General features: G+C 75.7%; 18 protein-coding genes. 5 read left to right on the plus strand and 13 right to left on the minus strand.

Features of this window, described 5'->3' with window-relative positions:
• Positions 1-145: 145 nt before the first annotated feature.
• Together EDF32_RS00475 and EDF32_RS00480 are read right to left on the minus strand one after the other, a co-directional pair.
• Positions 146-928, minus strand: coding sequence for a MerR family transcriptional regulator (locus EDF32_RS00475; RefSeq protein WP_123306586.1), 783 nt, complete (start codon positions 926-928; stop codon positions 146-148).
• Between the two features lie 165 nt (positions 929-1,093).
• Positions 1,094-1,813, minus strand: a complete 720-nt coding sequence (locus tag EDF32_RS00480; RefSeq protein ID WP_123306587.1) for an HAD hydrolase-like protein — start codon at positions 1,811-1,813, stop codon at positions 1,094-1,096.
• Between the two features lie 105 nt (positions 1,814-1,918).
• Between EDF32_RS00480 and EDF32_RS00485 the strand changes: the two genes are divergently transcribed.
• Positions 1,919-2,662, plus strand: a complete 744-nt coding sequence (locus EDF32_RS00485) for an HdeD family acid-resistance protein (RefSeq protein WP_123306588.1) — start codon at positions 1,919-1,921, stop codon at positions 2,660-2,662.
• Positions 2,659-3,144 (plus strand): hypothetical protein, encoded by a 486-nt coding sequence (locus EDF32_RS00490; protein ID WP_123306589.1) that lies wholly within the window; start codon positions 2,659-2,661, stop codon positions 3,142-3,144. Before EDF32_RS00485 ends, EDF32_RS00490 begins: the two co-directional genes overlap by 4 nt.
• Here EDF32_RS00490 and EDF32_RS00495 read toward each other — a convergent pair.
• Positions 3,126-3,998: a sugar phosphate isomerase/epimerase gene (locus tag EDF32_RS00495; RefSeq protein WP_123306590.1), complete on the minus strand. Its 873-nt coding sequence runs from the start codon at positions 3,996-3,998 to the stop codon at positions 3,126-3,128. The two genes, EDF32_RS00490 and EDF32_RS00495, sit on opposite strands and share 19 nt — an antisense overlap.
• Positions 3,999-4,043: 45 nt before the next feature.
• Positions 4,044-6,122: an NHL domain-containing thioredoxin family protein gene (locus tag EDF32_RS00500; protein WP_123306591.1), complete on the minus strand. Its 2,079-nt coding sequence runs from the start codon at positions 6,120-6,122 to the stop codon at positions 4,044-4,046.
• A gap of 174 nt (positions 6,123-6,296) precedes the next feature.
• On the opposite strand from EDF32_RS00500, the gene EDF32_RS00505 reads away from it, so the two are divergent.
• Positions 6,297-6,989 (plus strand): heme oxygenase (biliverdin-producing), encoded by a 693-nt coding sequence (locus tag EDF32_RS00505; protein WP_123306592.1) that lies wholly within the window; start codon positions 6,297-6,299, stop codon positions 6,987-6,989.
• Between the two features lie 78 nt (positions 6,990-7,067).
• Here EDF32_RS00505 and EDF32_RS00510 read toward each other — a convergent pair whose 3' ends face one another.
• From EDF32_RS00510 to EDF32_RS00520, 3 genes are all read right to left on the minus strand, one after another.
• Positions 7,068-7,856 carry a GNAT family N-acetyltransferase gene (locus EDF32_RS00510; protein WP_123306593.1) on the minus strand — a complete coding sequence of 263 codons (789 nt, stop codon included), beginning with the start codon at positions 7,854-7,856 and terminating at the stop codon, positions 7,068-7,070.
• A gap of 63 nt (positions 7,857-7,919) precedes the next feature.
• Positions 7,920-8,228, minus strand: coding sequence for a hypothetical protein (locus EDF32_RS00515; RefSeq protein ID WP_123306594.1), 309 nt, complete (start codon positions 8,226-8,228; stop codon positions 7,920-7,922).
• 32 nt (positions 8,229-8,260) lie between these two features.
• The gene (locus EDF32_RS00520) at positions 8,261-9,334 is read right to left on the minus strand and encodes a hypothetical protein (RefSeq protein WP_123306595.1); all 1,074 of its coding nucleotides are present in this window, start codon (positions 9,332-9,334) and stop codon (positions 8,261-8,263) included.
• A 199-nt stretch (positions 9,335-9,533) separates the two neighbouring features.
• Between EDF32_RS00520 and EDF32_RS00525 the strand changes: the two genes are divergently transcribed.
• Both EDF32_RS00525 and EDF32_RS00530 read left to right on the plus strand, forming a co-directional pair.
• On the plus strand, positions 9,534-10,109 hold the full coding sequence (locus EDF32_RS00525; RefSeq protein ID WP_233565591.1) for an RNA polymerase sigma factor: 576 nt from the start codon (positions 9,534-9,536) through the stop codon (positions 10,107-10,109).
• A complete protein-coding gene (locus EDF32_RS00530; RefSeq protein ID WP_123306597.1) occupies positions 10,096-10,896 on the plus strand; it encodes an anti-sigma factor in 801 nt (266 codons plus the stop codon). Before EDF32_RS00525 ends, EDF32_RS00530 begins: the two co-directional genes overlap by 14 nt.
• Before the next feature lie 33 nt (positions 10,897-10,929).
• Here EDF32_RS00530 and EDF32_RS00535 read toward each other — a convergent pair whose 3' ends face one another.
• The 6 genes from EDF32_RS00535 to EDF32_RS00560 all read right to left on the minus strand — a co-directional run bounded on the left by EDF32_RS00535 (position 10,930) and on the right by EDF32_RS00560 (position 22,929).
• Positions 10,930-15,822: a glycoside hydrolase family 3 N-terminal domain-containing protein gene (locus tag EDF32_RS00535; RefSeq protein ID WP_148061538.1), complete on the minus strand. Its 4,893-nt coding sequence runs from the start codon at positions 15,820-15,822 to the stop codon at positions 10,930-10,932.
• A gap of 178 nt (positions 15,823-16,000) precedes the next feature.
• Positions 16,001-17,923 carry a carbohydrate-binding domain-containing protein gene (locus EDF32_RS00540; protein ID WP_199734775.1) on the minus strand — a complete coding sequence of 641 codons (1,923 nt, stop codon included), beginning with the start codon at positions 17,921-17,923 and terminating at the stop codon, positions 16,001-16,003.
• Between the two features lie 9 nt (positions 17,924-17,932).
• Positions 17,933-18,745 carry a polyphosphate polymerase domain-containing protein gene (locus tag EDF32_RS00545; RefSeq protein ID WP_123306600.1) on the minus strand — a complete coding sequence of 271 codons (813 nt, stop codon included), beginning with the start codon at positions 18,743-18,745 and terminating at the stop codon, positions 17,933-17,935.
• On the minus strand, positions 18,742-19,479 hold the full coding sequence (locus EDF32_RS00550) for a DUF4956 domain-containing protein (RefSeq protein ID WP_370449870.1): 738 nt from the start codon (positions 19,477-19,479) through the stop codon (positions 18,742-18,744). Before EDF32_RS00550 ends, EDF32_RS00545 begins: the two co-directional genes overlap by 4 nt.
• A 116-nt stretch (positions 19,480-19,595) precedes the next feature.
• Positions 19,596-20,564: a hypothetical protein gene (locus tag EDF32_RS00555; RefSeq protein WP_123306601.1), complete on the minus strand. Its 969-nt coding sequence runs from the start codon at positions 20,562-20,564 to the stop codon at positions 19,596-19,598.
• Between the two features lie 214 nt (positions 20,565-20,778).
• Complete coding sequence (locus EDF32_RS00560; protein WP_233565593.1) at positions 20,779-22,929, minus strand: cytochrome c oxidase assembly protein; 2,151 nt, start codon at positions 22,927-22,929, stop codon at positions 20,779-20,781.
• Between the last annotated feature and the right edge of the window lie 49 nt (positions 22,930-22,978).

Below are 22,978 nucleotides of genomic sequence, written 5' to 3' on the forward strand. Positions count from 1 at the left end.
GCCGGGCCCGGGGGGGGGGGGCCGGCCGCCCCCCCCCGGGGCGCCCCCCCCGCGCCCCCCCCCCCCCCCCCCCCCCCTCTCCGCCCCCCGGGGGGGGGGCCCCCCCCCACGTCTCGGCGGGCGGCGGGTGGTCGCGGGTGGCGGGTCAGCGGGCGGCCGCCCAGGCCGCGAGGGCGTCACGCACGAACCTCGCCCCGCCGGCGCCGCCGTAGTGCGCCGCGAACCGCTCGTCCGCGACGTACGTCTCGCCCAGCCCGACGACGTATCCCGCCACGGGCTCGCCGCCCGCCCCGGGCGTGCCCGGGATCGAGGCGAGCCAGCCGACGTGCTCGGCCGCGAGCGCCTGCGCCTCCTCCCCGGCCGGGTCCAGCCCCGCGCCGGCCGCCGACGCCCACCGCCCGGCGAGGGAGCGCTGCCGCTCCTGCCAGGCGGTGCGGTCGTCGTCGGACATGCTGCGCCACCACGCGTCGCCCGCGGCGTAGGCGTCCGCACCCCACCGCCGGGTCACCTCGTCCCGGTGGGTGGTGTGGTCGAAGCCGTCGAACATCTCCTGCGCCATGAGCCCTCCTCGCTCGTCGCGGGTCCCGGTGCGGTACCCGATCGTCCGCTCGACCGACGCGATCTGCCGCACCAGCCGGTCCTGCTCGCCCCGCAGCCACCCGAGGTGCGTGCGCAGGGCGGCGACCTCGTCGTCGCCGCCGGCGAGCGCCTCCGCCACCGCCGGCAGGCCGAGGCCGAGCTCGCGCAGCAGCAGGATGCGCTGCAGCCGCACGAGCGCGTCGGCGTCGTAGTACCGGTACCCCTGGTTGCCGACCCGGCTGGGCCGCAGGAGCCCGACGGCGTCGTAGTGCCGCAGGGTGCGGCTCGTCGTGCCCGCCAGCCGGGCAACCTCCTGGATCGACCAGTCGCGCGTCGCCTCTCGCCTCATGCCCACCACGGTAGGAGCTGACGCAGCGTCAAGGTCAACCCTCGCCCCCTCCGGTCCCCGGCTGACCGCCGAGACGTCGAACTCCGCCCCTGAGATCGGAGATCTCGGGGCGGAATTCGACGTCTCGGCGGGCGGCGGCGGGCGGCGGCGGGCGGCGGCGGGCGGTCAGGGAAGCAGGAGGTCCGCCAGCTCCGCGGGGGTGCGGACGACGGCGCTCGCCCCCGCGGCCTCGACCTCCCCCGCCTCCGCGTAGCCCCAGGCCACGGCGACCGTCGGGATCCCGTGCGCCGCGGCGCCCCGCACGTCGTGCTCCCGGTCGCCGACCATGACCGCGCCTCCGGCGCCCGTCGGCACCCCCGACGCACCGAGCACCGCGAGCGCGTGGGCGATCACGTCCGCCTTCGAGCTGCGGGGCCCGTCGTCGGCGTCCGCGCCGAAGACCGCGTCCACACCGCCCACCAGGAACCGCGCCAGGTCGAAGTGGTCGACGATCTCGCGCGCGAACACCTCCGGCTTCGAGGTCGCGACGGCGAGGCGTACGCCCGCCGCACGCAGCCGCGCCAGCGCCTCGGGGACCCCCGGGAACACCGAGTTGCCGCCGAGCATGCCGCCCGCCCGGAAGTACTGGCGGTAGACCGCGATCACCTCGTCCGTCCGCCCCGCCGGCACCCCGAGCCCGGTGAGGGACTGCGCGAGCGGCGGCCCGACCATCCGACGGAACCCCGCGTCGTCGGGCAGCGGGAGCCCCAGCTCGACCAGCGCCGCGCGCATCGAGGAGATGATCCCCGGCGCGGAGTCGGTGAGGGTGCCGTCGAGGTCGAGCAGGGCGAGGCGCGGCGGGCGGGCGAGCGCCGGTCCGGTCGCAGCGGTGTCGTCGGTGTCCACGGAGGTCAGCGTCCCACGCGCACCGACCCGGCCGAAGCGCTAGCGTGCCCTCGACAGCCGGGACGGCGCGCGGGCGCCGTCCGACTCGACCACGGAGGCAGCACCATGTCCGAGGCGACCACCGAGTCCCTGACCCAGACGACGATCGGCGTCGCCCGGCGCGTGTGGGCCACGGCGCTCGTGCGCGGCGTGCTCTTCCTCGTCCTCGGCCTGGTCATGTACCTGTGGCCCGACGTGGGCGGCAGCATCCTCACCTGGCTCATCGCCATCCTCTTCGCGCTCCAGGCGATCATCCTGTTCGTCGAGGCGGGCCGGCTGCGCGGCACCGACGCGGACGGGGCGAAGTGGCGCACCGCGCTCGGGGCGCTGGCGGCCGCGGCGGCCGTGGCGGTGCTGCTGTGGACCGAGGACACGTTCACGCTCATCCTGCGCGCCGTGGCGATCTGGGCCCTGGTCGCGGGCGTCATGGGCGTGATCTCCGCGGTGCGGGGCTTCCGGGCGCGGCGCCCCAACTGGGACTGGGAGCTGACGAGCGCGGTCTTCTGGGTCCTGTTCGGCGTGCTCGTCCTCGTCAAGCCCCTGGACGACGTCGGCACGGTCATCACGGCGATGTCCGTCTTCCTCATCTTCACCGGCGTGGTGCTGACCGTCGGCGGGTACTCGCTGCAGGTCTCGGCGAAGGACGCCCGCACCGGCGCGGCCGGCGCGCCCGCCGCACCGGCGTCGGCAGCCGCACCGGCGCCCGCGCCCGCGCAGCCCCCGTCGCGCGGCACGGCCAGCAGCCTGGAGCAGGCGCCGCGCGACGCCCCGAGGGACGTCGACGAGGCGCCGCCGGGCTCGACCTCGTGACCCGTCGCCCGCCACGCTCCCCCGCGGCGAGCCTCGCCCGGGCCCTGCCCGCCGTGCTCTGCCTGACCGCCGCGGCGACGCTCGCCGCCTGCTCGGCGGACGACGACGCCGGGTCCCCCGCGCAGCAGCTCGCGGACGCCTGCGCGGACCAGCCGGGCGCAGAGAACATGTCCGTGGCGGGCCCGACCGTGACCGTCACGCTCGCCGCGTCGGCCACGAAGGACCACGACGCGCTCGCCACCTGCCTCGGCGACGCGTCCGGGATCGCCCCCTCCGTCAGCCAGGAGCTCACGGGTGACGACTCGGTGGAGCGGCTGCTGGGCCCGGACGGCATCAGCGTGGACGCGGGCGACTGGAAGGTCGGGGCGCAGATGCTCGTCGACGGCGAGCCCTTCGGCGAGGACACCCTGGGCGAGCTCACCGCCGGGACGCTCAGCCTCGACGACGTGAGGCTGCGGATGACCTACACCGACGTGTCCTGACCCCCGCGCCGGGCGACGCCCGCCGCGAGGTGCTCGCGAGCGAACCGGAGAGACTCCACCAGGTCCGCCCGGCGCTCCGCCTCGGACCCCTTGCGCGTCGAGATCTCCACCACCACGTCCCCGGCCCAGCCCCGCTGCGCCAGCTCGAGCAGCACCTCGGCGCACGGCTGGGTGCCACGCCCGGGGACCTTGTGCTCGTCGAGGACGTTGCCGACGCCGTCGGCCAGGTGCAGGTGCTTGAGCCGGTCGCCGAACGCGCGGGCCATGGCGAGCGCGTCCTGCTGGGCGACTGCCGTGTGGGACAGGTCGAGCGTCACGGCCTCGTACCCGTGCTCCGTGGGGTCCCAGCCGGGCAGGTAGGCCACGACCTCGCGCCGCCCGCCCCGCCACGGGTACATGTTCTCGACCGCGACGGTCACGTCGGTCAGGCGCGACAGGTCGTGCACCTGCCGCTCGAACCCGGCCGCGTAGCTGCGCTGCCACCGGAACGGGGGGTGCACGACGACGGTCCTCGCCCCGAGCTCGACCGCCATGTCCACGGTGCGGGTCAGCTTGGGCGCGGGCCCGCCGCGCCACACCCGCTGGCTCACGAGCAGGGTCGGGGCGTGCAGGCTGCGGATCGGCACGTCGAACCGGTCGGAGAGCTGCTGCAGCGCGACCGCGTCCTGCGTCGACTCGTCGCCCCAGATCATGACCTCGACGCCGTCGTACCCCAGCTCGGCCGCCGTGCGGAACGCGTACTCGGCCCGCTCCGGGTAGACCGACGCGGTCGAGAGCGTCACGGGGTTCACGGGTACGGGGTTCACGGGTACGGGGTCGTGGTTCTCGGGGTCCCCCGACGTCGGCTCCGCCATGGCGCACACGATAGACGGGTCACCCGGGCGTCGCGTCCAGGCTCGCTACCCGCGCAGGGGCAGGGTGAGGGTCGCGGGCGGCCCGGGCCGGTCGCCGTCGTCGCGGCGCACCACGCGCACCGGCACGCCCCAGTCCTGCTGGGCCAGGTGGCAGGCGGGGAACACGTCGTCGGCGCCCTCGGGGACGACGTCGCACGAGGCGGCGCGCACGGAGACGTGCAGGACGCCGCCCTCCACGCCCGGGTCGACGACGAGGTCCCGGAACAGGTCGGTGCCCTCCCCCGCGCCGGCGAGCAGCAGCCCGGGCGGCGTCGCGGTGACGCTCAGGTGGGTGGACGGGCCGTAGCGGTCGTCGAGCCTCTGGCCGGGCGCGGGCGCGAAGGGCACCTCGAGCCGCAGCGGGCCGGCACCGACGTCGGTGACGGGCCGGCGGGTGCGGTGCGCGCCGCCGTCGAGCACCTGGCCGGCGAGCCTCGCGGGCACGGCGACGCGGATGAGCCGGTGCGCGGCCGACTCGACGACCAGCAGGTCGAGGCGGGCCCCGGGTGACGGTGCGCCGTCGGCGGGCGACCACGGCCGGCCGTCCACGAGGACGACGACGTCGCTCGGCTCGGCGAGTCCCGTCGCCAGGGTCGTGACCTCGCCACTGCCACTGCCACCGCCACTGCCACCGCGGTTGTCAGACCCTGGATCGTCCCCACCGGCTTCAGGGTCTGACAGGTCCGGGGAGCCGGGCGCGTACCGGCGCAGCGCGCCGTTGTAGGTGTCGGCGAGCACGACGGACCCGTCGGGCAGCGCCGCCACGCCGAGCGGGTGCTGCAGGAGCGCCTGGCCCGCGTCCCCGTCGCGGTGGCCGAAGTCGAAGAGCCCCTGCCCGACGGCGGTGCGCACGACGGCGTCCGCCATGCCCACGGAGGCGTCGGGCGCCGGGTCGACGACGCGCAGCGCGGACGTCTCGGCGTCGGCGATCCACAGGCGCCCGTCCGGGCCCTCGGCGAGCCCCGACGGCTGCGCGAACCACGCCTGCGGCAGCGGCCCGTCGAGCAGGCCCTCGTTCAGCGTCCCGCCGAGGTGCGCGATCGTGCCGCGCCCGAAGGCCCAGAGCGTGTGCGTCCCGGCCGCCGCGACCACGAACGCGCCCATCGTCTCCGACCACAGGACGTCCCACGGCGAGGAGAGCCGCACGCTGCGCGCCGGCGCCGCGTCGTCGAGGTCGAACGGGCGGTCCACCGAGCGGCCCGCGGCGTCCAGGAGGTTGTCGCGGGCACCGACCATGAACGGCTCGCCGGTCCCGGCGACGGTGGTGACGGCGCCGTCGGCGAGACGCACGCCGCGCAGCGCGTGGTTGACGGTGTCGGCGACGAGCACGTCGTAGCCCAGCGGGCCGCGCAGCTCCGCGGGCACCAGGCACAGTCCGTTGGGCTCGCTGAACCGGGCCTCCCCGGGGCCGCCGTCGACCAGGCCGCGCTCGCCGGACCCGATGCGCCGGACGAGGCTCTCGCCGTCGGGCGCGAGCTCCGCGAGGCTGTGGTGCCCCGCGTCCGCGACCAGGAGGGTGCCGCCGGGCAGGCCCAGCACCTTCCCGGGGAAGCGCAGGGTGCCCGACGCCGGGGCGGGCGGCACGTACGGGCCGGAACCTCGGTGCAGGGTGCCCTTCGCGTCGTGCTCCGCGACGAGCTCGTCCACCAGGGCCTCGAGCGCGGAGGCGTGGCCCTCGCCGGCCATCTGGGCGACGACGTACCCCTCGGGGTCGACGACCACGAGCGTCGGCCACGCCCGGGCGGTGTACGCCGACCAGGTGACGAGCTCGGCGTCGTCGAGCACCGGGTGGCGCACGTCGTAGCGCTCGACGGCGGCGGCGAGCGCCGCCGGGTCGGCCTCGTGGGCGAACTTCGGCGAGTGAACCCCGACGATCACGAGCTCGTCGCGGTGCGCCTCCTCGAGCTCGCGCAGCTCGTCGAGGACGTGCAGGCAGTTGATGCAGCAGAAGGTCCAGAAGTCGAGGACGACGACCTTGCCGCGCAGGTCGGCGAGGGTCACGAGTGTGCCACCGGTGTTCAGCCAGCCGCGGCCGACGAGCTCGGAGGCGCGGACCCGGGGCAGGCGCGAGGAAGGATTCGGCACGCCACCATTCTCCACTCCCGCGACCCCCGGCCCCCCGTTCCGCCGAGAGGCGGGGACCGTGCGGCCGGCACGGGGGCGGCCGACTACGACCACCTCCGTCACGAAGGGTAGGCACGCCTAAGTTCTTCGGATAGGTTACCGCCCAGACGCACGACGACCCAGGAGAGACTGACGATGAACCCCACCGCCGCCCCCGCGACCCGTGGCGCGAGCGCCCCTGGCCTGCCGCTCTCCGTCCTCCTCCGCGAGGGCACCCGCGCCGACCACGAGCACGCCGAGGCGTCCGGGTTCATCGGGCTCCTGATGAACGGCAGCCTCGACGTCGCCGCCTACGCGGACCTCGCGGCGCAGCAGTGGGCCGTCTACTCCGCGCTCGAGTCCACGGGCCGCCTCGTGCGCCTGGACCCGCGCGCCCCGGGGCTCGTGCGCGACGAGCTCGAGCGCGTCCCGTCCATCGAGCGCGACCTGCGGTTCCTCGTGGGCGACGACTGGAAGCGCCACGTCCGGATCCTGCCGGCGACCAAGACGTACGTCGCGCGCCTGCTCGAGGTCGGCGTGGACCTGCCGGAGTATGCCGCCCACGCCTACACCCGCTACCTCGGAGACCTCTCGGGCGGCCAGATCGTGCGGCGCATGCTCGAGCGCGGCTATGGCCTGCACGAGGACGGCCTCGAGTTCTACACGTTCCGCGACATCCCCAAGCCCAAACCTTTCAAGGACGCCTACCGCGCGCGCCTCGACGCCCTCCCGCTCGACGCCGCCGAGCGCGACCGGGCGGTGGCCGAGGCCCAGCGCGCCTTCCGGCTCAACGCCTCGGTCTTCGCCGACCTCGGGGCCGTGCACCACGCCCGCCCCGCCTCCGCCTGACCCGGCCCCCTTCCGCCGAGATGTCGATTTCTGCCCCTCGATTCGAAGAATCGGGGGCAGAAATCGACATCTCGGCGGTCAGGCGTGGGTGAACGGGCGGGTCGTGGCGAGGGCATGGAAGCCGAGCCGCTCGAGGATCGGTCGGCTCGTCGGCAGCGCGTCCACCTGCAGGTAGCGGAACCCCGCGTCCGCCGCGACCCGCGCCCGGTGCGCGACGACGGCCCGGAAGACCCCGCGCCCGCGCCAGTCCGGCACGGTCCCCCCGCCCCAGATCGAGGCGAACTCCGTGCCGTGGTGCAGCTCGACCCGACCGCCCGAGACGGTCCGTGCCCCGGACCGGGCGAGCACCGCCTCGACGGACCGCGGCGTGGCGGCGAGCCCGGCGAGCACCGCGCGCCCGACGTAGCCGTGCTCCCCGCCGAACACCTCGTCGTGCAGCGCGACGAGCGCGTCGGCGCCGGCGACGTCCTCGACCGGATCGAGGCGCACGCCGTCGGGCGGGGCGACGTCCAGGTCGAGGTCGGCGATCTCGGCGACCAGCAGCGTCTCGTCCGGCTCACGCGTCAGGCCGGCCGCGACGAGCCGCACCGGGAGGTCCACCGGCTGGTCGTACGAGTAGTGCTTCCACTCCCACGGCAGGCCCGCCCGCGCGAACCGCTCGGCCTGCGCGGCGATCACCTCGCCGACGTCGCGGGCGCCGAGGCCGTCGAGGTCGGCCCAGGTCACCGCGTTCCAGCCGTCATCCGACGAGACCACGCGCACCACGCCACCCTCGCGCTCGACGACGGCCGACGCCTCGGCGGCGGGGTTGCGCCGGACCTGCTCGTCGTAGGCGGCGAGCACCCGGGCCGCGTCCTGTGTCTGCATGGCGGAAGTCGACCAGACCGGCGGGCACGCTGTCACCGGGAAATCCCGGGGGGAGACGGGCTGCTACCGGTCCGGGTCGGGATCCGGGCCGAGTTCCGGTTGCTCCTGGGGCTCGATGCGGCCGACGACGCGCACCCGCACCGCGACCCCGTGCACCTGCGGCGGCAGGCCGTCCGTCATCGTCGCGCTCTCGACGTTGACCTGGAGCACGTAGTCCACGGCCCCCGCGTCCCCGGGATCGACCGGCTCGCGCACGGCGTCGCCCGCGGCGCCGTCGGCCGGCGCGATCCCGACGCCGGCGATCCCGGCCCGGTCCGCGAGCGAGGCGCGCAGCGCCTCCTTGGCCTCCCGGGCCTCGTCGATCGTGGCCATGGCTGCTCCTCCCGAGCCGTCCGGCACACGGGTCAGGCTCCGAGGAGCCGCGCTCCCAACGCGCCCAGGACGGCATCGATCGGGTTGACGTACGTCAGCCCGTGGCCATTCTGACCCCCGCGCTCCGACCCGGCAAAGAGCAGGCCGAGGGCCACGCCGTCGGCCCGGTACACCAGCGACCCCGAGTCCCCGCCCTGCGAGAAGGGCGTCTGCCCGGTGGGCTCGACCTCGATCTGGTCGTCGAACCGCAGCACGCCCAGGCCCTCGCCGTACCCGACCGCGACGTCGTCGAGCTCGATCGCCGTCACCCGCCCCGCGGTCGTCCCCGTGGTGCGGCCGATCTTTGCGACGCTCTCGCCGCCCACCGGCGACGCGGTCGTCGTGATGCGTCCCGCCGGGTACGTGGGATCGACGTCCGGGTCGTCGAGCAGCGCGAGCGCGCAGTCCACCGTCGCCGTCCGTCCCGCGACGAGCTCCACGAACGACGCGAGGGTCCCGACGGCGTCCTGCGGCGCCGCCCCACCGTCCGCCGGGCCCGGCTGGACGACGACGTCCCCCACCGCGCCGCCCGGCCCGCCGACGAGCACGTGGTAGTTGGACAGCGCGTACCGCGCCCCCGCGGGCGCCGACCCCGGGGCCACGAGCTCGACGAACGCGCCGAGCGTCCCCGCGGTCACCGCGACGTTGGCGATCGAGACGCCGGGACGCAGCGGCCGCACGCGCCCGGTCTCGCCGAGCGCCTGCGCGGACGCCACCGGCGGGCGCGGCCCGAACCCGCCGTCGGGCGCGGAGGCGTCCTCGGGCGTTCCGCCCCCGGCCTCGAGGGACAGCGCCCGGACCGGGCCGGTCTCGCGCAGGTCCGCGCCGGGACCGAGCTGCGCGACCAGCGACTCCGCGATGCCCCGGACCTCGGGGACCTCGTAGCGCACCGCGATCTCGAACGTCTCCTCGTCGTCGGGCCCGACCGGGGCGAGCCCGATCGCCAGCCGCGGCGTGGCGCGCAGCCCCGCGGTCTGCGCCGCGATCTCCTCCCCCCGGGTCGCGTAGAGCTCGCTGGCGTACTCGGCGAGCTGGGCCTTGACCTCGCGTGCGGCGTCCCTGTCCATGCGCCCGAGTCTTGCCCACGCCTCCGACACGCGCCCGCCGTCCCCGCCGCCGGGCGCGTGGCTGCATCCGCGCGCGCCGCGGCGGGAGAAGGAGCGGACGTGCCCCGGGCACACCGACAACTGCACAGTGCAGGCGCGCCTCGCTCGGGTAGGTTGCCGTGCAGAGCACACCGCCACACCACGAGGGGCCGGAGACGCAGTGACCTCACCCGACGGCACGCGGGCGGACGCGGACGCCCGCGTGACCGCCGCGTTCGTCGCGGGGGACGACGCCGGGCTGGCCGAGGCCTACCGGCGCTGGGCGGCGCTCGTGCACACGGTCGCCCTGCGCTCGCTCGGCAGCCGGGACGACGCCGAGGACGTCACCCAGCAGGTGTTCGTCGCGGCGTGGCGCGGCCGGGAGCGGTTCGACCCCGCTCGGGCGAAGCTCTCGACCTGGATCATGGCGATCGCGCGCCACAAGATCGCCGACGCCCACGAGGGCCGGTCGCGGGCGCGGCGCCAGCAGCAAGCCGCCGCGACCTCGGTTCCGAACCCCGTGGGAGAGAACGACCCGGTCGCCGGCGCGACCACGGACCGTGTCGTCGTGGCGGACGAGCTCGCGCGGCTCGGCGACCCGGGCCGCACGATCCTCGAGCTCGCGTTCTTCCGCGACATGACCCACACGCAGATCGCGCAGGAGCTCGGGCTCCCGCTCGGTACGGTCAAGAGCCACGTCAGACGAAGCCTCGTCAGGCTCCGCGCACGGTTGGAGGTGGACGGTGCAGCACGTTGATCCGGAGGTCCTCGCGCTCCTCGCGCTCGGCGAGCGGGCCGACGACGTCGCGAGCGCCGACGAGCGCGCCCACCTCGAGGGCTGCGACGCCTGCCGCGCGGAGGTCGCGCAGCTCGCCGAGGTGGCCGCCACCGGTCGCGCGGTCACCGACGACGACCGCCCCGTCGACCCTCCGCCCGAGGTGTGGGACCGCGTGCGCGCCGAGCTCGGGATCTCGACCCCTGCGAGCCCCGAGCCCTCGACCCCTGCACCCCCGGAGACCCGTGCCGTCACGCCCCTGCGCCTGCGCCGCCCGCGCCGCCGCCGGTTCTCCGCCGGGGCCCTCGCGGCGGCCGCGAGCGCCGCGCTCGTCGTCGGTGTCGGCGGCGGCGTGCTGTGGGGGCAGGGCGGCGGGACCCCCGAGCCTGCGCCGACCGGCACGTCGACCGGCTCCGCCCCGACCGGCGAGGCCACCGTGGCGAGCGCGACGCTCCAGCCGCTGCCGAGCTGGAAGGGCGCGACGGGCGAGGCCCAGGTCGAGAAGGCCGCCGACGGCACCCGGCAGGTCGTCGTGACGGTGGACGCCCCGGCGTCGGACGACGGCTTCCACGAGGTCTGGCTCATCAAGCACGACCTCAGCGGGCTCGTCAGCCTCGGCGTGCTCGACGGCGGCACGGGCACCTTCCCCGTCCCCGACGGCCTCGACCTCGCGCAGTACTCGCTGGTCGACGTCTCCGAGGAGGGCTACGACGGGAACCCCGCGCACTCGGGCGACTCGATCGTGCGCGGGGGCCTCACCCCGGCCTGAACGGGGCGCGGCCCGGCCTGACGCCGCCGCCCGTCACCGCAGGACGAGGTACCCCGTCCTGCCCGACGACGCCGCGTGCGTCGCGTCCCCGGCGTACGCGACGGTCAGCGCGTGCAGCCCGCGGGCGCCCGCCGGGACCCGCACGGACGCGGTGCCCTTCGCGGACAGCGACGCCGTGCCGACCTGCGTCCCGGCGGCGTCGCGGACCACCACGGTCCCCGTCGGGAAGGGCTTGCGCAGCGGGGTCTCGTCGACCACCGCGACGGCGACCGTCACGGTGCTGCGGCTCGTGGCGAGCGGCGGCACGGCCAGCGCGACGACCGAGGTCCGCTCCAGCGGGGCCGGCGTCACGCTCGGGTCGAGGCCGAGCACCGCGGCGAGCTTCTGCACGGCTGTGGCGGCGTCGCCCGACAGGAGCGCGTGCTCCGCGTCGCTGGTCAGGACGGCGTGCCCGTCGACCGCGCTGCCGTCCACCACCGCCTGCTGCGCGAGGTCGCGAGCCACCGAGACCACCGGGTCGGCGTCGGTCCAGGCGTCGGCGCCGCCCAGCTGCCCGGCGGCCCGGTAGAGCAGGCGCAGCGCCTTCTCGGGGTCCGCCACGGTGCCGTCGTCGGCCCAGACGTCCGCGTCGAGCACGGCCTGGACGGCAGCGGCGGCCTTCCCCGTCAGGTCCCCGACGAGCCCCTCGAGACGGTCGCGGGGCGCGTCGGTGCGCAGGCCCCAGCCGTAGGCGAACTGCGGGTCGTAGCCCGCGTCCCCCACGTTGTCGGGCACGTGGTCGTCGCTGCTCGGCCACGTCACCGGCAGCCGGCCGGTGAACGGGCTCTCGCCGAAGAGCACGTCCGCCACGCCCTCGCCCTCGGTGCCGGGCAGCCACGAGGCGACGAGGCCGTCCATCTCGTCGAGCTGGTCGGCGACGAGCTGGGGACGGCCGGAGACGACCAGGACGACGCAGTCCATCGCGCCGCAGACCGTGTCGATCGCCGTGCGGTCCTGCGCGCTCAGCGTCAGCGAGAACTGGCTGTCCGCGCCGTAGCGGACGTCGCCGACGCCCTCCGCGTAGGGCTTCTCGCCGACGACGACGACGCCGACGTCGGCCCCGTCCGTGGGCGCGGAGGCGTCGGGGCTGACCGTCACGTCGCCGGAGGACGCCGCGGTGATCGCGTCGCCGATCGTGGTGCCCCGCGTGATCTCCCCCGCCCCGCCCTGCCAGGAGACGGACCAGCCGCCGAGCTGGCGGCCCAGGTCGTCGGCGGTGGAGCCCGCGACGTACACGTCCGCGTCGTCGGCGAGCGGCAGGACGCCGTCGTTCTTCAGCAGCACCTGCGACTCGGCGGCCGCCTGCCGGGCGACGGACCGGTGCGCGTCGGAGCCGAACGCGTCCTGCTCGCTGCGGTCGGCGAACGGGTGGTCGAAGAGCCCGACGGCGAACTTCTGCGTCAGGATGCGCCGGACCGCGTCGTCGACGCGGGCCTCGCTCACGACTCCGGAGGCGACGTTCGCCTCGGTCGCCGAGACGAACGCCGCGTAGTTGTAGGGGGCCATCGCCATGTCGACGCCGCCGTTGACGGCGCGCGCCGCCTTCTGCTGGTAGGTGCCGCCGGGCAGCTTGTCGATGCCTTCCCAGTCGCTGATCGTGAAGCCGTCGAACCCGAGCTCGCCCTTGAGCAGGTCGGTGTTCAGCGCCCCGTTCTCGTGCATCCGGACCGAGTCCGCCCCGCCGATCGACATCGCCGAGTACGACGGCATCACCGACCCGACGCCCGCGGCGATCGCCGGCCGGTAGGGGTCGACGTAGAGCCGGTCGAGCTCGGCGGCGTCGGCCACGCGGGTGACGCCCTGGTCGATGGGGTAGCCGCTGCCGGTGACCGACTCGTCGTACGTCGTCCCGCCGTCCCCGAGCCAGTGCTTGGCGGTCGCGAGCACGGTGCTCGGCGAGTCCATGTCGGCCGCGTCGCGGCCCTGCAGGCCGGTGATCGCGGGCGCGGCGAACGCCTTCACGAGCGCCGGGTCCTCCCCGAACGACTCGTAGCTGCGGCCCCAGCGCTCGTCGCGCGTCACGCACAGGCACGGAGCGAACGTCCACGGGATGCCGGTCGAGCGCACCTCGGTCGCGGTGACCGTCCCCGCCTCCTCGACCAGGCCGGGGTCGCGCGTCGCGCCGAGGCCGATGTTGTGGGGGAAGAGCGTCGCGCCCACCACGTTGTTGTGCCCGTGCACGGCGTCGACGCCGTAGATCATCGGGATCTGCAGCGGCGTGCTCAGCGCCTGGCGCTGGTAGCCGTCCACCATGTCGGCCCAGCCCTCGGGGGTGTTCTGCGCCGGCACGGAGCCGCCGCCGGAGAGCACCGAGCCGAGCCCGAGCGTCGCGACGTCGTCGGCCGAGGACAGCCCGAGCCGCTCCGCCTGCGTCATCTGGCCGACCTTCTCCGCCAGGCTCATGCGGCCCAGCAGGTCGTCCACCCGGTCCGCGGTCGCCAGCACGTCGTCGAGGTACGCCATGCCGTGCGCGTTGACGACGACCCGCGGGGATGCCACGACGTCGCCGGCGACGGTCAGCGCCACCGGGACGGTGAGCGCCTCCGCCGGCTCGTCGGCGGCGGCCGTGACGACCTCGAACGGCTGCGTGGCGCCCGACTCGGTCCCGGCGGGGAACGTCAGCGTCCCGCCGAAGTCCTCGTAGTCCGTCCCGGCCTGCGCGGTGCCGCCCGTCCCGGGCCCGTAGCCGACCTCGACGTCGGAGGCGAGGGGCTCGCCGTCGGACGTCGTGACGCGCACGTCGACGCTCGCCGTGTCCCCCGCGTCGACGAGCGTCACGGGCGGCGCGGTCACCGTCGCGGCGACCGCCGCGCGGGGCGAGCCGTAGATCTGCACGTCGTCGATCGCCCACCCCGTCCGCGGCGTGTCGGTCGGCATCGTGATCGCGTAGCCCCACGACCGGGTCAGCGAGAGCTCGCCGTCCTGCGCGCTCGCCGGGCCCGGCTGGTAGTCGCCGCGGAGCGTGAACGAGGAGAAGGGCAGCTCGACGAGCTTCCACCGGCTGCCGTCCGCGGACCAGCTGTCCTTGAACGACGTCCGCCACAGCTCGGCGTGCTCCCCGTCCGGTCCGCCGTCCTTGAGCTCGACCGTGATGTCCGCGCCCGCGGTCGGCGAGGCGGGCCGCGAGTCCTGCGACGCGTACCACCAGAACCGCAGGCCCCCGTAGCCGCTCCAGTCCTGCGGCGCCGCGAGGTCGTGGCTGATGCCGCCGTACTTCCCCGCCGGGACCTGGTAGGTCCCGGACAGCACGTGGTTGTCCGACGGCGCCGCCCCGCCGCGGTCGTCCGCGGTCACCTCGACCGTGGGCTTCGACCCGGCGTCGGCGCCCCAGGCGAAGATCCCGACGGGCTCGGTGTCGACCGTCAGCGGCACGTCGCCCTCGAAGTCGATGATGCTCGCGGCCCGCTCGACCACCGACACGTCGTCGAACAGCCAGGTGCCCGCGCCGAGGTCGCTGAGCGTGACCGCGTAGCCGTGCACGGCGCTCGCGTCGAAGCGGTCGGGCGCGCCCGGGGAGTCCTTCTTGCGCAGCGCGTCGAACCGGACGCTGACCTGGTGCCAGCCCGCCTCGGCGTCGACGAACGACGTCTCGAACTTGGTCGCGCTGTCCGGGCTCGAGCCGCCCGACTTGAGCTCGTAGCGCAGCGTGCTCCCGCTGCCGGTCCCCCGGAACCAGAACGTGAAGGCGCCGTAGGCGGACCAGTCGTGGGCCTGCGTGAAGTCGTGGGTGAAGCCGCCCCAGCCGCCCGCGCCGATCGCGGCGACGTCGGCGCTCAGCGCGTGGCCGCCGTCCGGCGCCCCGGGCCGGTCGCTCGCGACGCGGGTCAGGACGGGCGTGGCCGCCGCGTCCGCGCCCCACGTCGTCAGCGGCAGCGGGGTCTCCTCGAAGTCGTCGAGCGGCACGGTCGCGCCGACGTCCGGCAGGTCGCCGTGCGCGCGCAGGGTGACGGTGTGCGTGTCCCGCGCGCCGAGGACGAGGCCCTCGGGGGCGTCGTCGGGCAGCGAGAGGGCGAGCGTCAGGTCGCGGTCCCCGGCGAGGGCGCCGTGGTCCTGCGACGTCGTGGTCACCGCCGCCGTCGTCTCCCCCGCCGGGACGACGACGTCGGCGTCCACCGCCGCGTAGTCCTCGCCGGCCGTGGCGGTGCCGTCCGCGGACGTCACGTGCAGCGTCGTGTCGGTGTCCCGCGGCTGCGACAGGCGCACGGGGACGGAGATCTCCTCGCCGGCGTCGGTCGCCGAGGCGGAGCCCACGAAGCCGGCGGTGACCGTGCCCGACGTGCCCCACACCTCGACGTCGTACAGCGAGTAGCCGTAGTAGTGCAGCGTCGGCGCCTCCCAGGTGGCCGCGGCGCGCTGCGTCATCGCGATCCGGACCCAGCGGCCCTGCGTGCCCTGCGAACCTTGGCCGAGCGGGACCACCTGCTCGCCGCCGGGGCCGTCCGTCGTGGCGTAGGCCTGCGTCCACACCGACGGGTCGGAGCCGTCGCCCGGGTCCTCGCTCGCGACCTCGACCGTGAAGGCCGTCGCGTAGGACGCCTCCCACGCCAGGCGCAAGGAGTCGAGGTCCGCGACGCTGCCCAGGTCGAGCTGGAACCACTGGTCGTACGCGACGTCCTCGTCGGGGCCGTTGCCGCTCGCCCACCGGGTCGAGCCGTCACCGTCGGTGGCGAGCTGCGGCGGGAACGCGCCGTCCTGGTCGTCCTGGGACTGGCTCGCGGTGGCCGTCGCGTCGAGCGCGAGGTCGCCGAGGCCCGGGTCGCCGGGCGCTGCGGTCGCCGCGACGGGCACCGCGCCGACGAGCGCGAGGGCGAGGGCGGCGACGACGGCGGCGGCCGCGGAGCCGCGCCGTCGGGCCACTCGGGGGCGCGGCGCGCGAGAGGCGGGCACGGGGACAGGGCGAGACGTCGACAGCATGAACGCACTCCGTTGTGGTCACTGGCTGAGCGGGGGTCCGACAGGCCGAGAGTAGACCCGATCGCCCGGCCCGCAACCGGCGCCCGGACTTGTCAGACCCTCGCTCGCCTATGGCGGAGCGAGGGTCTGACAAGCCGTTGGGTGAGCGGGGTCAGACGGTCGAGGCGTCCGCCGAGCTCTGGGTCGCCGTGCCCGCGCCGCCGCCGGGGCCGCCCATGGTCGACGCCGGGTAGTCGCCGGCCGTCGCCGTCCCGGCCGCGGTCCCGTCCACGGTCACCGTGTACTCGGCGCCGTCCTCGATCGTCGGCGAGGAGTAGACGACCGAGCCGAACTCCTTCTCGGCCGTGAACGACGCCACGACGTCGCCGGAGGCGTCGAGCACCTGGACCGTCGAGCCCGCGGCGCCGGCGCTGTCGAGGGTCGCCATGATCGAGGCCTGGTCGGCGTCCGCGTCGGGCGCGACCGCCATCCCCGAGCTCCCGACGGCCGTCAGCTCGCCGCCCGAGATCGCGAACGAGCCGTTCACGTCGAGCGCCCCGTTGCCGCCGTTCGTGGGCCCCTGGACGACGACGGTCCCGCCCGAGACGTCCATCGTCCCGTTGGAGTCCAGGCCGTCGCCGTCGGCGTCGACGGCGAGCGTCCCGCCGGTGATCGTCAGGCTCGCGTCCTCGACCGTGCCGCCGGGCATGCCGCCGCCCTGGCCTCCGCCGTCCGGGGCACCGCCACCGCCCCGGCCGCCTCCGTCCGGGGGCTGCGGCATGTCGGTCGGCGCGCCGTCCGGCGCGCCGCCGCCGGCGGCGCCCCCGGCCGCGGTCTCGGTCTTGCCGCTGCCGGTCGAGGCGTTGACCCCGTCGTCGCTGGCCGTCACGTCGACCGCACCGCCGGCGAGCGTGATGTGCGCCCCCTCGAGCGCCTCGACGGACGTGCTCACCGTCAGGTCGCCGTCGGCGATCCACAGCCCGCCGTCCGAGTGGACGCCGTCGTCGCCGCTCGCGAGGGTGAGCGCGCCGTCGGTGACGGTGACGATGCCGCCGGAGTGGACGGCGTCGTCGGCGGCGTCGACGCCCACGTCGCCGCCCGAGACGACGACCGCGACGTCGGCCTTGAGGCCCTTCGCGGAGTCGTCGTCGCCGAGCTCGGCGGCATGCCCGCCGCCGGAGGCCACGTCGAGCGACCCGCCGGTGACGACGAGGTCGGTCTGCGCCTGCACGCCGTCCGCGCCGGCGGTGACCTTCTGCGTGCCGCCGGCCAGGTGCACGTAACCGAGCGCCTCGTCCTCGTCGTCGTCCGACTTCAGCCCGTCGCCGCCCGCGGTCACGTCGAGCGTGCCGCCCGAGACGACGAGGTAGTCCTTGCCGCGGATCCCGTCGTCCGCGGCGTCCACGGTCACGTTCCCGGACTCGATGACGAGCCCGTCCTTGCTCGTGATCCCGTCCGCGGCGCTGCCCTCGACGCTCAGCGCACCCGTCCCGGTGATGCCCAGGTCGGCCGTGCTGTAGAGCGCCGCGTTCGGGGCGTCCTCGGACGTGTCGTCGTACTTCTTCGCGTCCGCGAGGTGGTTCTCGGAGCCGTCCGCGAGGACCACCACGACGTCGTCGGCGTCCTCGACCACGAACGGCGAGCCGGTCGCGGAGGTGATGTCGGCGCCGTCGAGCACGATCCGGACCGTCCCCTCGGCCGAGGAGGCGACCGTGAGCTGCCCGTCGTCGAGCGTGCCCGAGACCCGGTAGGTGCCGGGCGCGGTGATGGTGACCGTCGACCCGTCGACGCTCACCCCGGAGGTGTCGCCGTCGGCCGAGACCGTGGCGGAGCCGTCGCCGAGCGCGATCGCGACCTCGTCCGCGGTGTCCCACTGCGCGTCGACCTCGTGGGCCGCGGTGTCGTCGGCCAGGACCTGCTTCGCGGTCGTGTCGGGGTCCGCGCTCGCGGCGGCGGAGGTCTCGCTCGCGGACGTCGAGGTGCCCGACGACGTCCCGGCCGCGCCGGACCCGTCGCCGTCGGTGGAGGTGCAGCCGGCGAGCAGCAGGGCCGCCACGGCCGAGGAGGTGATGATCATGGGAAGTGTGCGTCGCACGGGGTGCTCCTATCGCTGGGCCGGCGTCGCGCGCGCGGCGTCGACGGCGGTGGCCGGGTCGAGGTACCGCGAGATCACGCGGTTCCAGGGGGTCGAGGGGAGCTCGGGGCGCAGCGTGGCGAGGCCCGAGCCGAACTTGGAGATGCGCACGGGGCGGTGTCCGCGGGACCACAGGACGCGGTCGAGCGCGGACGCCGCCGAGCCGGTCTTGGTCTCGACGACGGCGAGACCGTCGACGCCGGCCGTGGTCCGCGCCGGGTCGTCGAGGCTCCAGCCGAGACCGGTGTCGATCGTGGCACGGCTCGCGGTCGCGCCGCCCAGCAGGAGCGTCGTGCGCCGGTAGCGGGTCACGAGGGTCGGCGCGAGCTCGTCCACCGGCACCGGGGCCACCCCGGCGTCGTGCAGGACGGCGGCGACGAAGTCGCGCCCGTGGGCGGTCAGCCGCCGCCGGTCGTCGGCCCCGCAGGCGGTGCGCTGCTTGACCGTGGTGCCGCGCGCCCCGCGGGTCTTCACCTCGAGCCAGCAGCCGCCGGTCTCCAGGTACGCGCGGGTGCGGACCTTGAACCGCCGGCGCCGGCGGCGCACCGTCAGGTGGTAGCTGTCCAGGTCGGGCGTGTCGAAGTACACCGACTCGTACCCGAACGACCGGGCGCCGGCGATCTCGAGGACGGCGGTCGCCGGCTCCGTCGCGGTGAGCTCGGCCAGGATCCCGTCGGTCGCCGAGAGCGGCACGACGTACTTGCGGTCGACGCGCGTCTGCAGCGCCGCCTGGGCGTCGAGCGCCTCGAGCCCCACGGACACCAGGCCGGCGACGGCGTTCACCGCCGGGCCCCGGCGCGCTCGGGAGCCGTCGCGGCCCGGGCCGGGGCCGACGGCGCCGACGGGCCCCGCCGGACGGCCGGCAGCTCTCGGGCCGGGGCCGCGCCCGGCGCGAGGTCCGCGACCGGGGCGAGGGCCGCCGTCGTCCCCCGGGGCAGCTGGTAGCGCACGTCCACGATCGTCGTGTCGTCGACGAGGTCGACGCGGCGCACGGTCATCGACCGCACCCGGGCGCCGAGCAGCGCCTCGAGGTGCGCGGTCAGCGCGCGCTCGTCGGTGATGGCCACGTCCAGGACGATCGACTGGCTGCGGTAGCGGCCGTAGAGGCGCGGGTGGTCGCCGACGTACAGGGCGAGCACGATCGCGGCCATGAGGACGGGCGCGAGCCAGGCGGGCACGCCGCCGAGGGCACCGAGACCGCCCAGCAGGCCGAGCGCGAGCGCCGCGAAGTAGTAGGCGACCTCGTGCTGGGCGATCTCCGAGGAGCGCAGCCGGATGATCGACAGCACCCCGAACAGGCCCAGCCCGACGCCCGCGCCGACGGAGCTCGAGGAGAGCGCGCCCGCGACGGCCAGGACCCCGACGTTCAGCCCCAGGTAGGCGACCACGAGGTCGCGGCGCCGGTGGCGGGGGAAGTAGATGCCGAACGTGAGCACGGCGATCGCGACGAGGTCGGCGCCGAAGAGGGCGAGCTGGCCCATGAGGTCCTCCAGAGGTCGTGTGGTGATGTCCTCCATGGAGCGCCTCGAGCCTGTGAGCCGGCTTTGCGGGACGTCAGCGCGCGGTGCGAGTTCCTCCCGCCCCCTGTCGAACACGCCATCCGTCTCGTTCCGGGGGCCCGGTACGGCACAGATCACGTGGTCGCGGTCACCGGAGCTGGAGCGGGAGCGGGACGACGACGGTGGCGCGCGAGCTCGCGACCGATCGTCGCGGCGAGCCGCGGCAGGTCCGCCGACGTGAAGCGCAGCAGGACGACCCGCCCTGTCGAGAGCATCGCGTTCTGGCGCACCCGGTCCGCGTAGACGGCTTCCGGGCTTCCGTGCACGTCGCGGCCGTCGAGCTCTGCGACGAGCCATCGGCCGTCGCCGAGCCACCACGCCAGGTCGCCGCGCCCGACGAACGTCCCGTCGTCGTCCCGCACCTCGAGCTGGAGCCTGTCCGGCGGGAGTCCCGCGTCGACGCACTCGAGCCGGGCGAACGACTCGAGCGGCGACTCGCCGCCCGCGTCCGCCAGGCCCCACAGGTCGTGCGTCCGGGCGACGCCGCGACGCCCTCGCGCGAGGTCGTGCGCCCGGCGCAGCCCCCGGGGTGTGAGCATCCGCTGGGCCAGGACCGAGTCGAGCACCGCGAGCCCGTTGCGCCGCGGGAGCTCGGGGACGGCCTGTGCGAGCGCCCACTCGGGAGAGGCCACCAGCCGGCCGCCGACGCGCACGCACGTCATCCCGTCGTCGAACTGCCGGGGCACGACGAGCCCCCGCGGGCGCCGGGCGCTCTCGCCGAGGGTGGCCTCGGGGCGGATGGTCGGCGGCAGCCCCGCCACCCCGAGCAGCGCGAGCGCGCAGGAGCCGACGGCGACGGCGCCCGGCCCCAGGGCGAGGAGGCCCGCCCAGGCCGCACGACGTCGTCGGGCATCGTGGTCACGCGCCGACCGGGGCGACGTGTCGTAGACCCCGGTCGCGATCCGGAGCCAGGCGCCCGACGCGGCGCGGCGCGCGAGGACGGCACGCGCGACGCCGAGGCGCGCGCACTGGTCGGCGCCGACCAGCCCCTCCTGTGCGGCGGCGAGGGCGAGCACGGGGGCGAGGTCGACGCGGCGGGGCACGGCACGAGCCGACCAGAGCGGGCCGCCGCGCGGGGCCGGGCCCTCGCCGATGTGGACGCCCGCCAGGGACGACCGGGCTGTGGTCGACGTCGTCGCACCAGTTGCTGCCGAACACGCCATCTGTCCCGTTCCGGGGGCCCGGTACGGCACAGATGGCGTGCTCGGCACCCAGGGCCGGGCAGGGCCGCGGCGGGGTCGAACGGGGGCACGGAGCCTACGGGCGGTCCGCGGTCCGGTCGTCGCGCTCCTTGAGGCGCGCGAGCATCGCGTTGTACTCGTCCATCTCGACGTCCCCCGTGCGCGCCACCCGTCGGTCGCGGCGGCGGGCCTCCTTCTCGTCGGACCGGGACCAGGACAGCGCGACGACGAACGCGAGCGCGAGCGTCGGTATCTCGCCGATGCCCCAGGCGATCCCGCCCCCGCGCTGCTGGTCGACGATGGCGCTCGGGCCCCACGGCCTTCCGGTGAGGCCGAAGTAGTCGGCGACGAGCAGCGAGCTCCCCGACATGAGCACGACGCCGAAGAACGCGTGGAACGCCATCGTGGCGAGCAGCAGCAGCAGCCGCTGCGGGTAGGCGAGGCGCTTCGGACCGGGGTCGATCCCGACGAGGGCGTTGACGAACAGGTACCCGACCAGCGTGAAGTGCACGACCATCAGCGCGTGCCCGAGGTGCGTCGTCAGCGCCAGCTCGAAGGCGCCGGTGAAGTAGAACGCGATCATCGAGCCCGCGAACATCACGGCGGAGACGACGGGGTTGGCGAAGAAGTGGCCCCAGCGGGAGTCCACGAGCCCGAGCACCCACTCGCGCGGGCCCTTCGAGCCGTCCTTGCGCGCGGGGATCGCGCGGACCAGGAGCGTCACGGGCGCGGAGAGCACGAGGAAGATCGGCACGATCATCGCGAGCGTCATGTGCTGGATCATGTGGGCGCTGAACATCAGGTGCCCGTAGACGGCGGCGCCGCCGTTGGTCGCCCACAGCAGCGTCAGCATGCCGAGGCACCAGGAGACCGCGCGCCCGACCGGCCACCGGTCGCCGCGGCGCCGCAGCCGCACGGTCCAGCGCAGGTAGACCACGATCCCGGCGATCCCCGCGAACAGCCACAGGGGGCTGATCTCGTGACCGAACGCCCAGTCCGCGAGCGTCGGCTCGGGCGGCAGCGGGTAGCCGGTGACGATCTCGGCGGCGGTCGGGTCGGCGAAGGGCTCGTCGGGGACCGGCGGCGCCGTCGACCCCAGGGCGACCGCGACCCCGGAGACCGCGCCCATGACCAGCAGCTCGACCGAGGCCAGCCGCCAGAACAGGCGCGTGACGACCTTCTCCGCCCCCTGGTCGCCGCCCGACGACGTCCGGCCGGCAGCGGTCCGGGCCGCCGGCGCCCGCGGCGAGAGCCGCAGCCGCTTGATCACGGTCTCGCGGTGCACGTAGCCGAAGAGGCCGAGGACCACGAGGAGCGTCGCCTTGACGACGATGAGCTGGCCGTAGCGGGTGCCGAGGTCGGCGAGCGAGCCGATGCGGATCGCGGCGTTGGCGATGCCCGAGACGCCGACCATGACGTAGCACCACACGGCGATCGAGGAGTACCGCGAGACGGCGGTGGCGAAGTTCTGCCGCCCGACGCCGCCGCGCACCCGGCCGACGAGCAGCCCGGCGAGACCGCCGATCCACAGGGCGGCGCCCGACAGGTGCAGGAACATGGTCGAGACGGCCAGGTCGTGGTCGGCGCTGCCCGAGGCGTGGCCGGTGCCGGCCTGGATCCAGAACGCGACGACCGCCAGCACCGCCGTGACCATCGCGCCGTTCGCGGTGCGCACCGCCATCACGACCGCCGAGAGCGCCGCGACCACGACGATGATCCCGAGATACGTCTGCCCGAGCTCGATCTGCGTGACGAACTTCCCGAGCTGCGGCCCGTACGTCGGGTCCGTGATCGCCGTCCCGGAGAGGGTGGAGTAGCGCATCACGAGCTGCGCGAGCGCGAGCAGCGCCCAGGCTCCCGACGCGACCCCCGCCGTGGACAGGGCCCGGCGCACCGGCTTGCCGGGGGTCAAGACGCACGCGGCGAGCACGAGCGAGCCGAAGGTCGCCGCCGCGGCGAGCTCGGTCAGGACCGTCGCCAGCGGCAGGCCGTAGAGGGCCAGGGCGCCCGGGTCGACGAACGTGGGGACGAACGCGCGCGACCAGGTCCCGGCCCCGAGCACGGCGAGCACCGCGACGAGCAGCGCCCCCGGCGCCGCTGCGACGAGCCACCACGGCGTCCCCGGCGCGATCGCCGGGTCGCTCGTGCGAGCGCCGGCGGCCGCGCCGTCGCCCGAGGAGGTGGCGGGGCCGCGCGTCGTCCCGGCGCGCGAGGCGGTGGAGGTCACCGCACCAGACTAGGCGCGCGCCGGAGCCCGCGGGGCACCGGCCGGTGTG

Origin of the sequence: Cellulomonas sp. PhB143, assembly GCF_003752595.1 — a bacterium.
Classification (GTDB): Bacteria; Actinomycetota; Actinomycetes; order Actinomycetales; family Cellulomonadaceae; genus Paraoerskovia.

What these genes read in the sequence shown, in the direction of transcription:
- EDF32_RS00505 (WP_123306592.1), top strand. Translation starts at nt 6,297, where the DNA reads ATGAACCCCACCGCCGCCCCCGCGACCCGTGGCGCGAGCGCCCCTGGC.
- EDF32_RS00510 (WP_123306593.1), bottom strand. Translation starts at nt 7,856, where the DNA reads ATGCAGACACAGGACGCGGCCCGGGTGCTCGCCGCCTACGACGAGCAG.
- EDF32_RS00550 (WP_370449870.1), bottom strand. Translation starts at nt 19,479, where the DNA reads ATGGAGGACATCACCACACGACCTCTGGAGGACCTCATGGGCCAGCTC.
- EDF32_RS00495 (WP_123306590.1), bottom strand. Translation starts at nt 3,998, where the DNA reads ATGGCGGAGCCGACGTCGGGGGACCCCGAGAACCACGACCCCGTACCC.
- EDF32_RS00485 (WP_123306588.1), top strand. Translation starts at nt 1,919, where the DNA reads ATGTCCGAGGCGACCACCGAGTCCCTGACCCAGACGACGATCGGCGTC.
- EDF32_RS00515 (WP_123306594.1), bottom strand. Translation starts at nt 8,228, where the DNA reads ATGGCCACGATCGACGAGGCCCGGGAGGCCAAGGAGGCGCTGCGCGCC.
- EDF32_RS00520 (WP_123306595.1), bottom strand. Translation starts at nt 9,334, where the DNA reads ATGGACAGGGACGCCGCACGCGAGGTCAAGGCCCAGCTCGCCGAGTAC.
- EDF32_RS00475 (WP_123306586.1), bottom strand. Translation starts at nt 928, where the DNA reads ATGAGGCGAGAGGCGACGCGCGACTGGTCGATCCAGGAGGTTGCCCGG.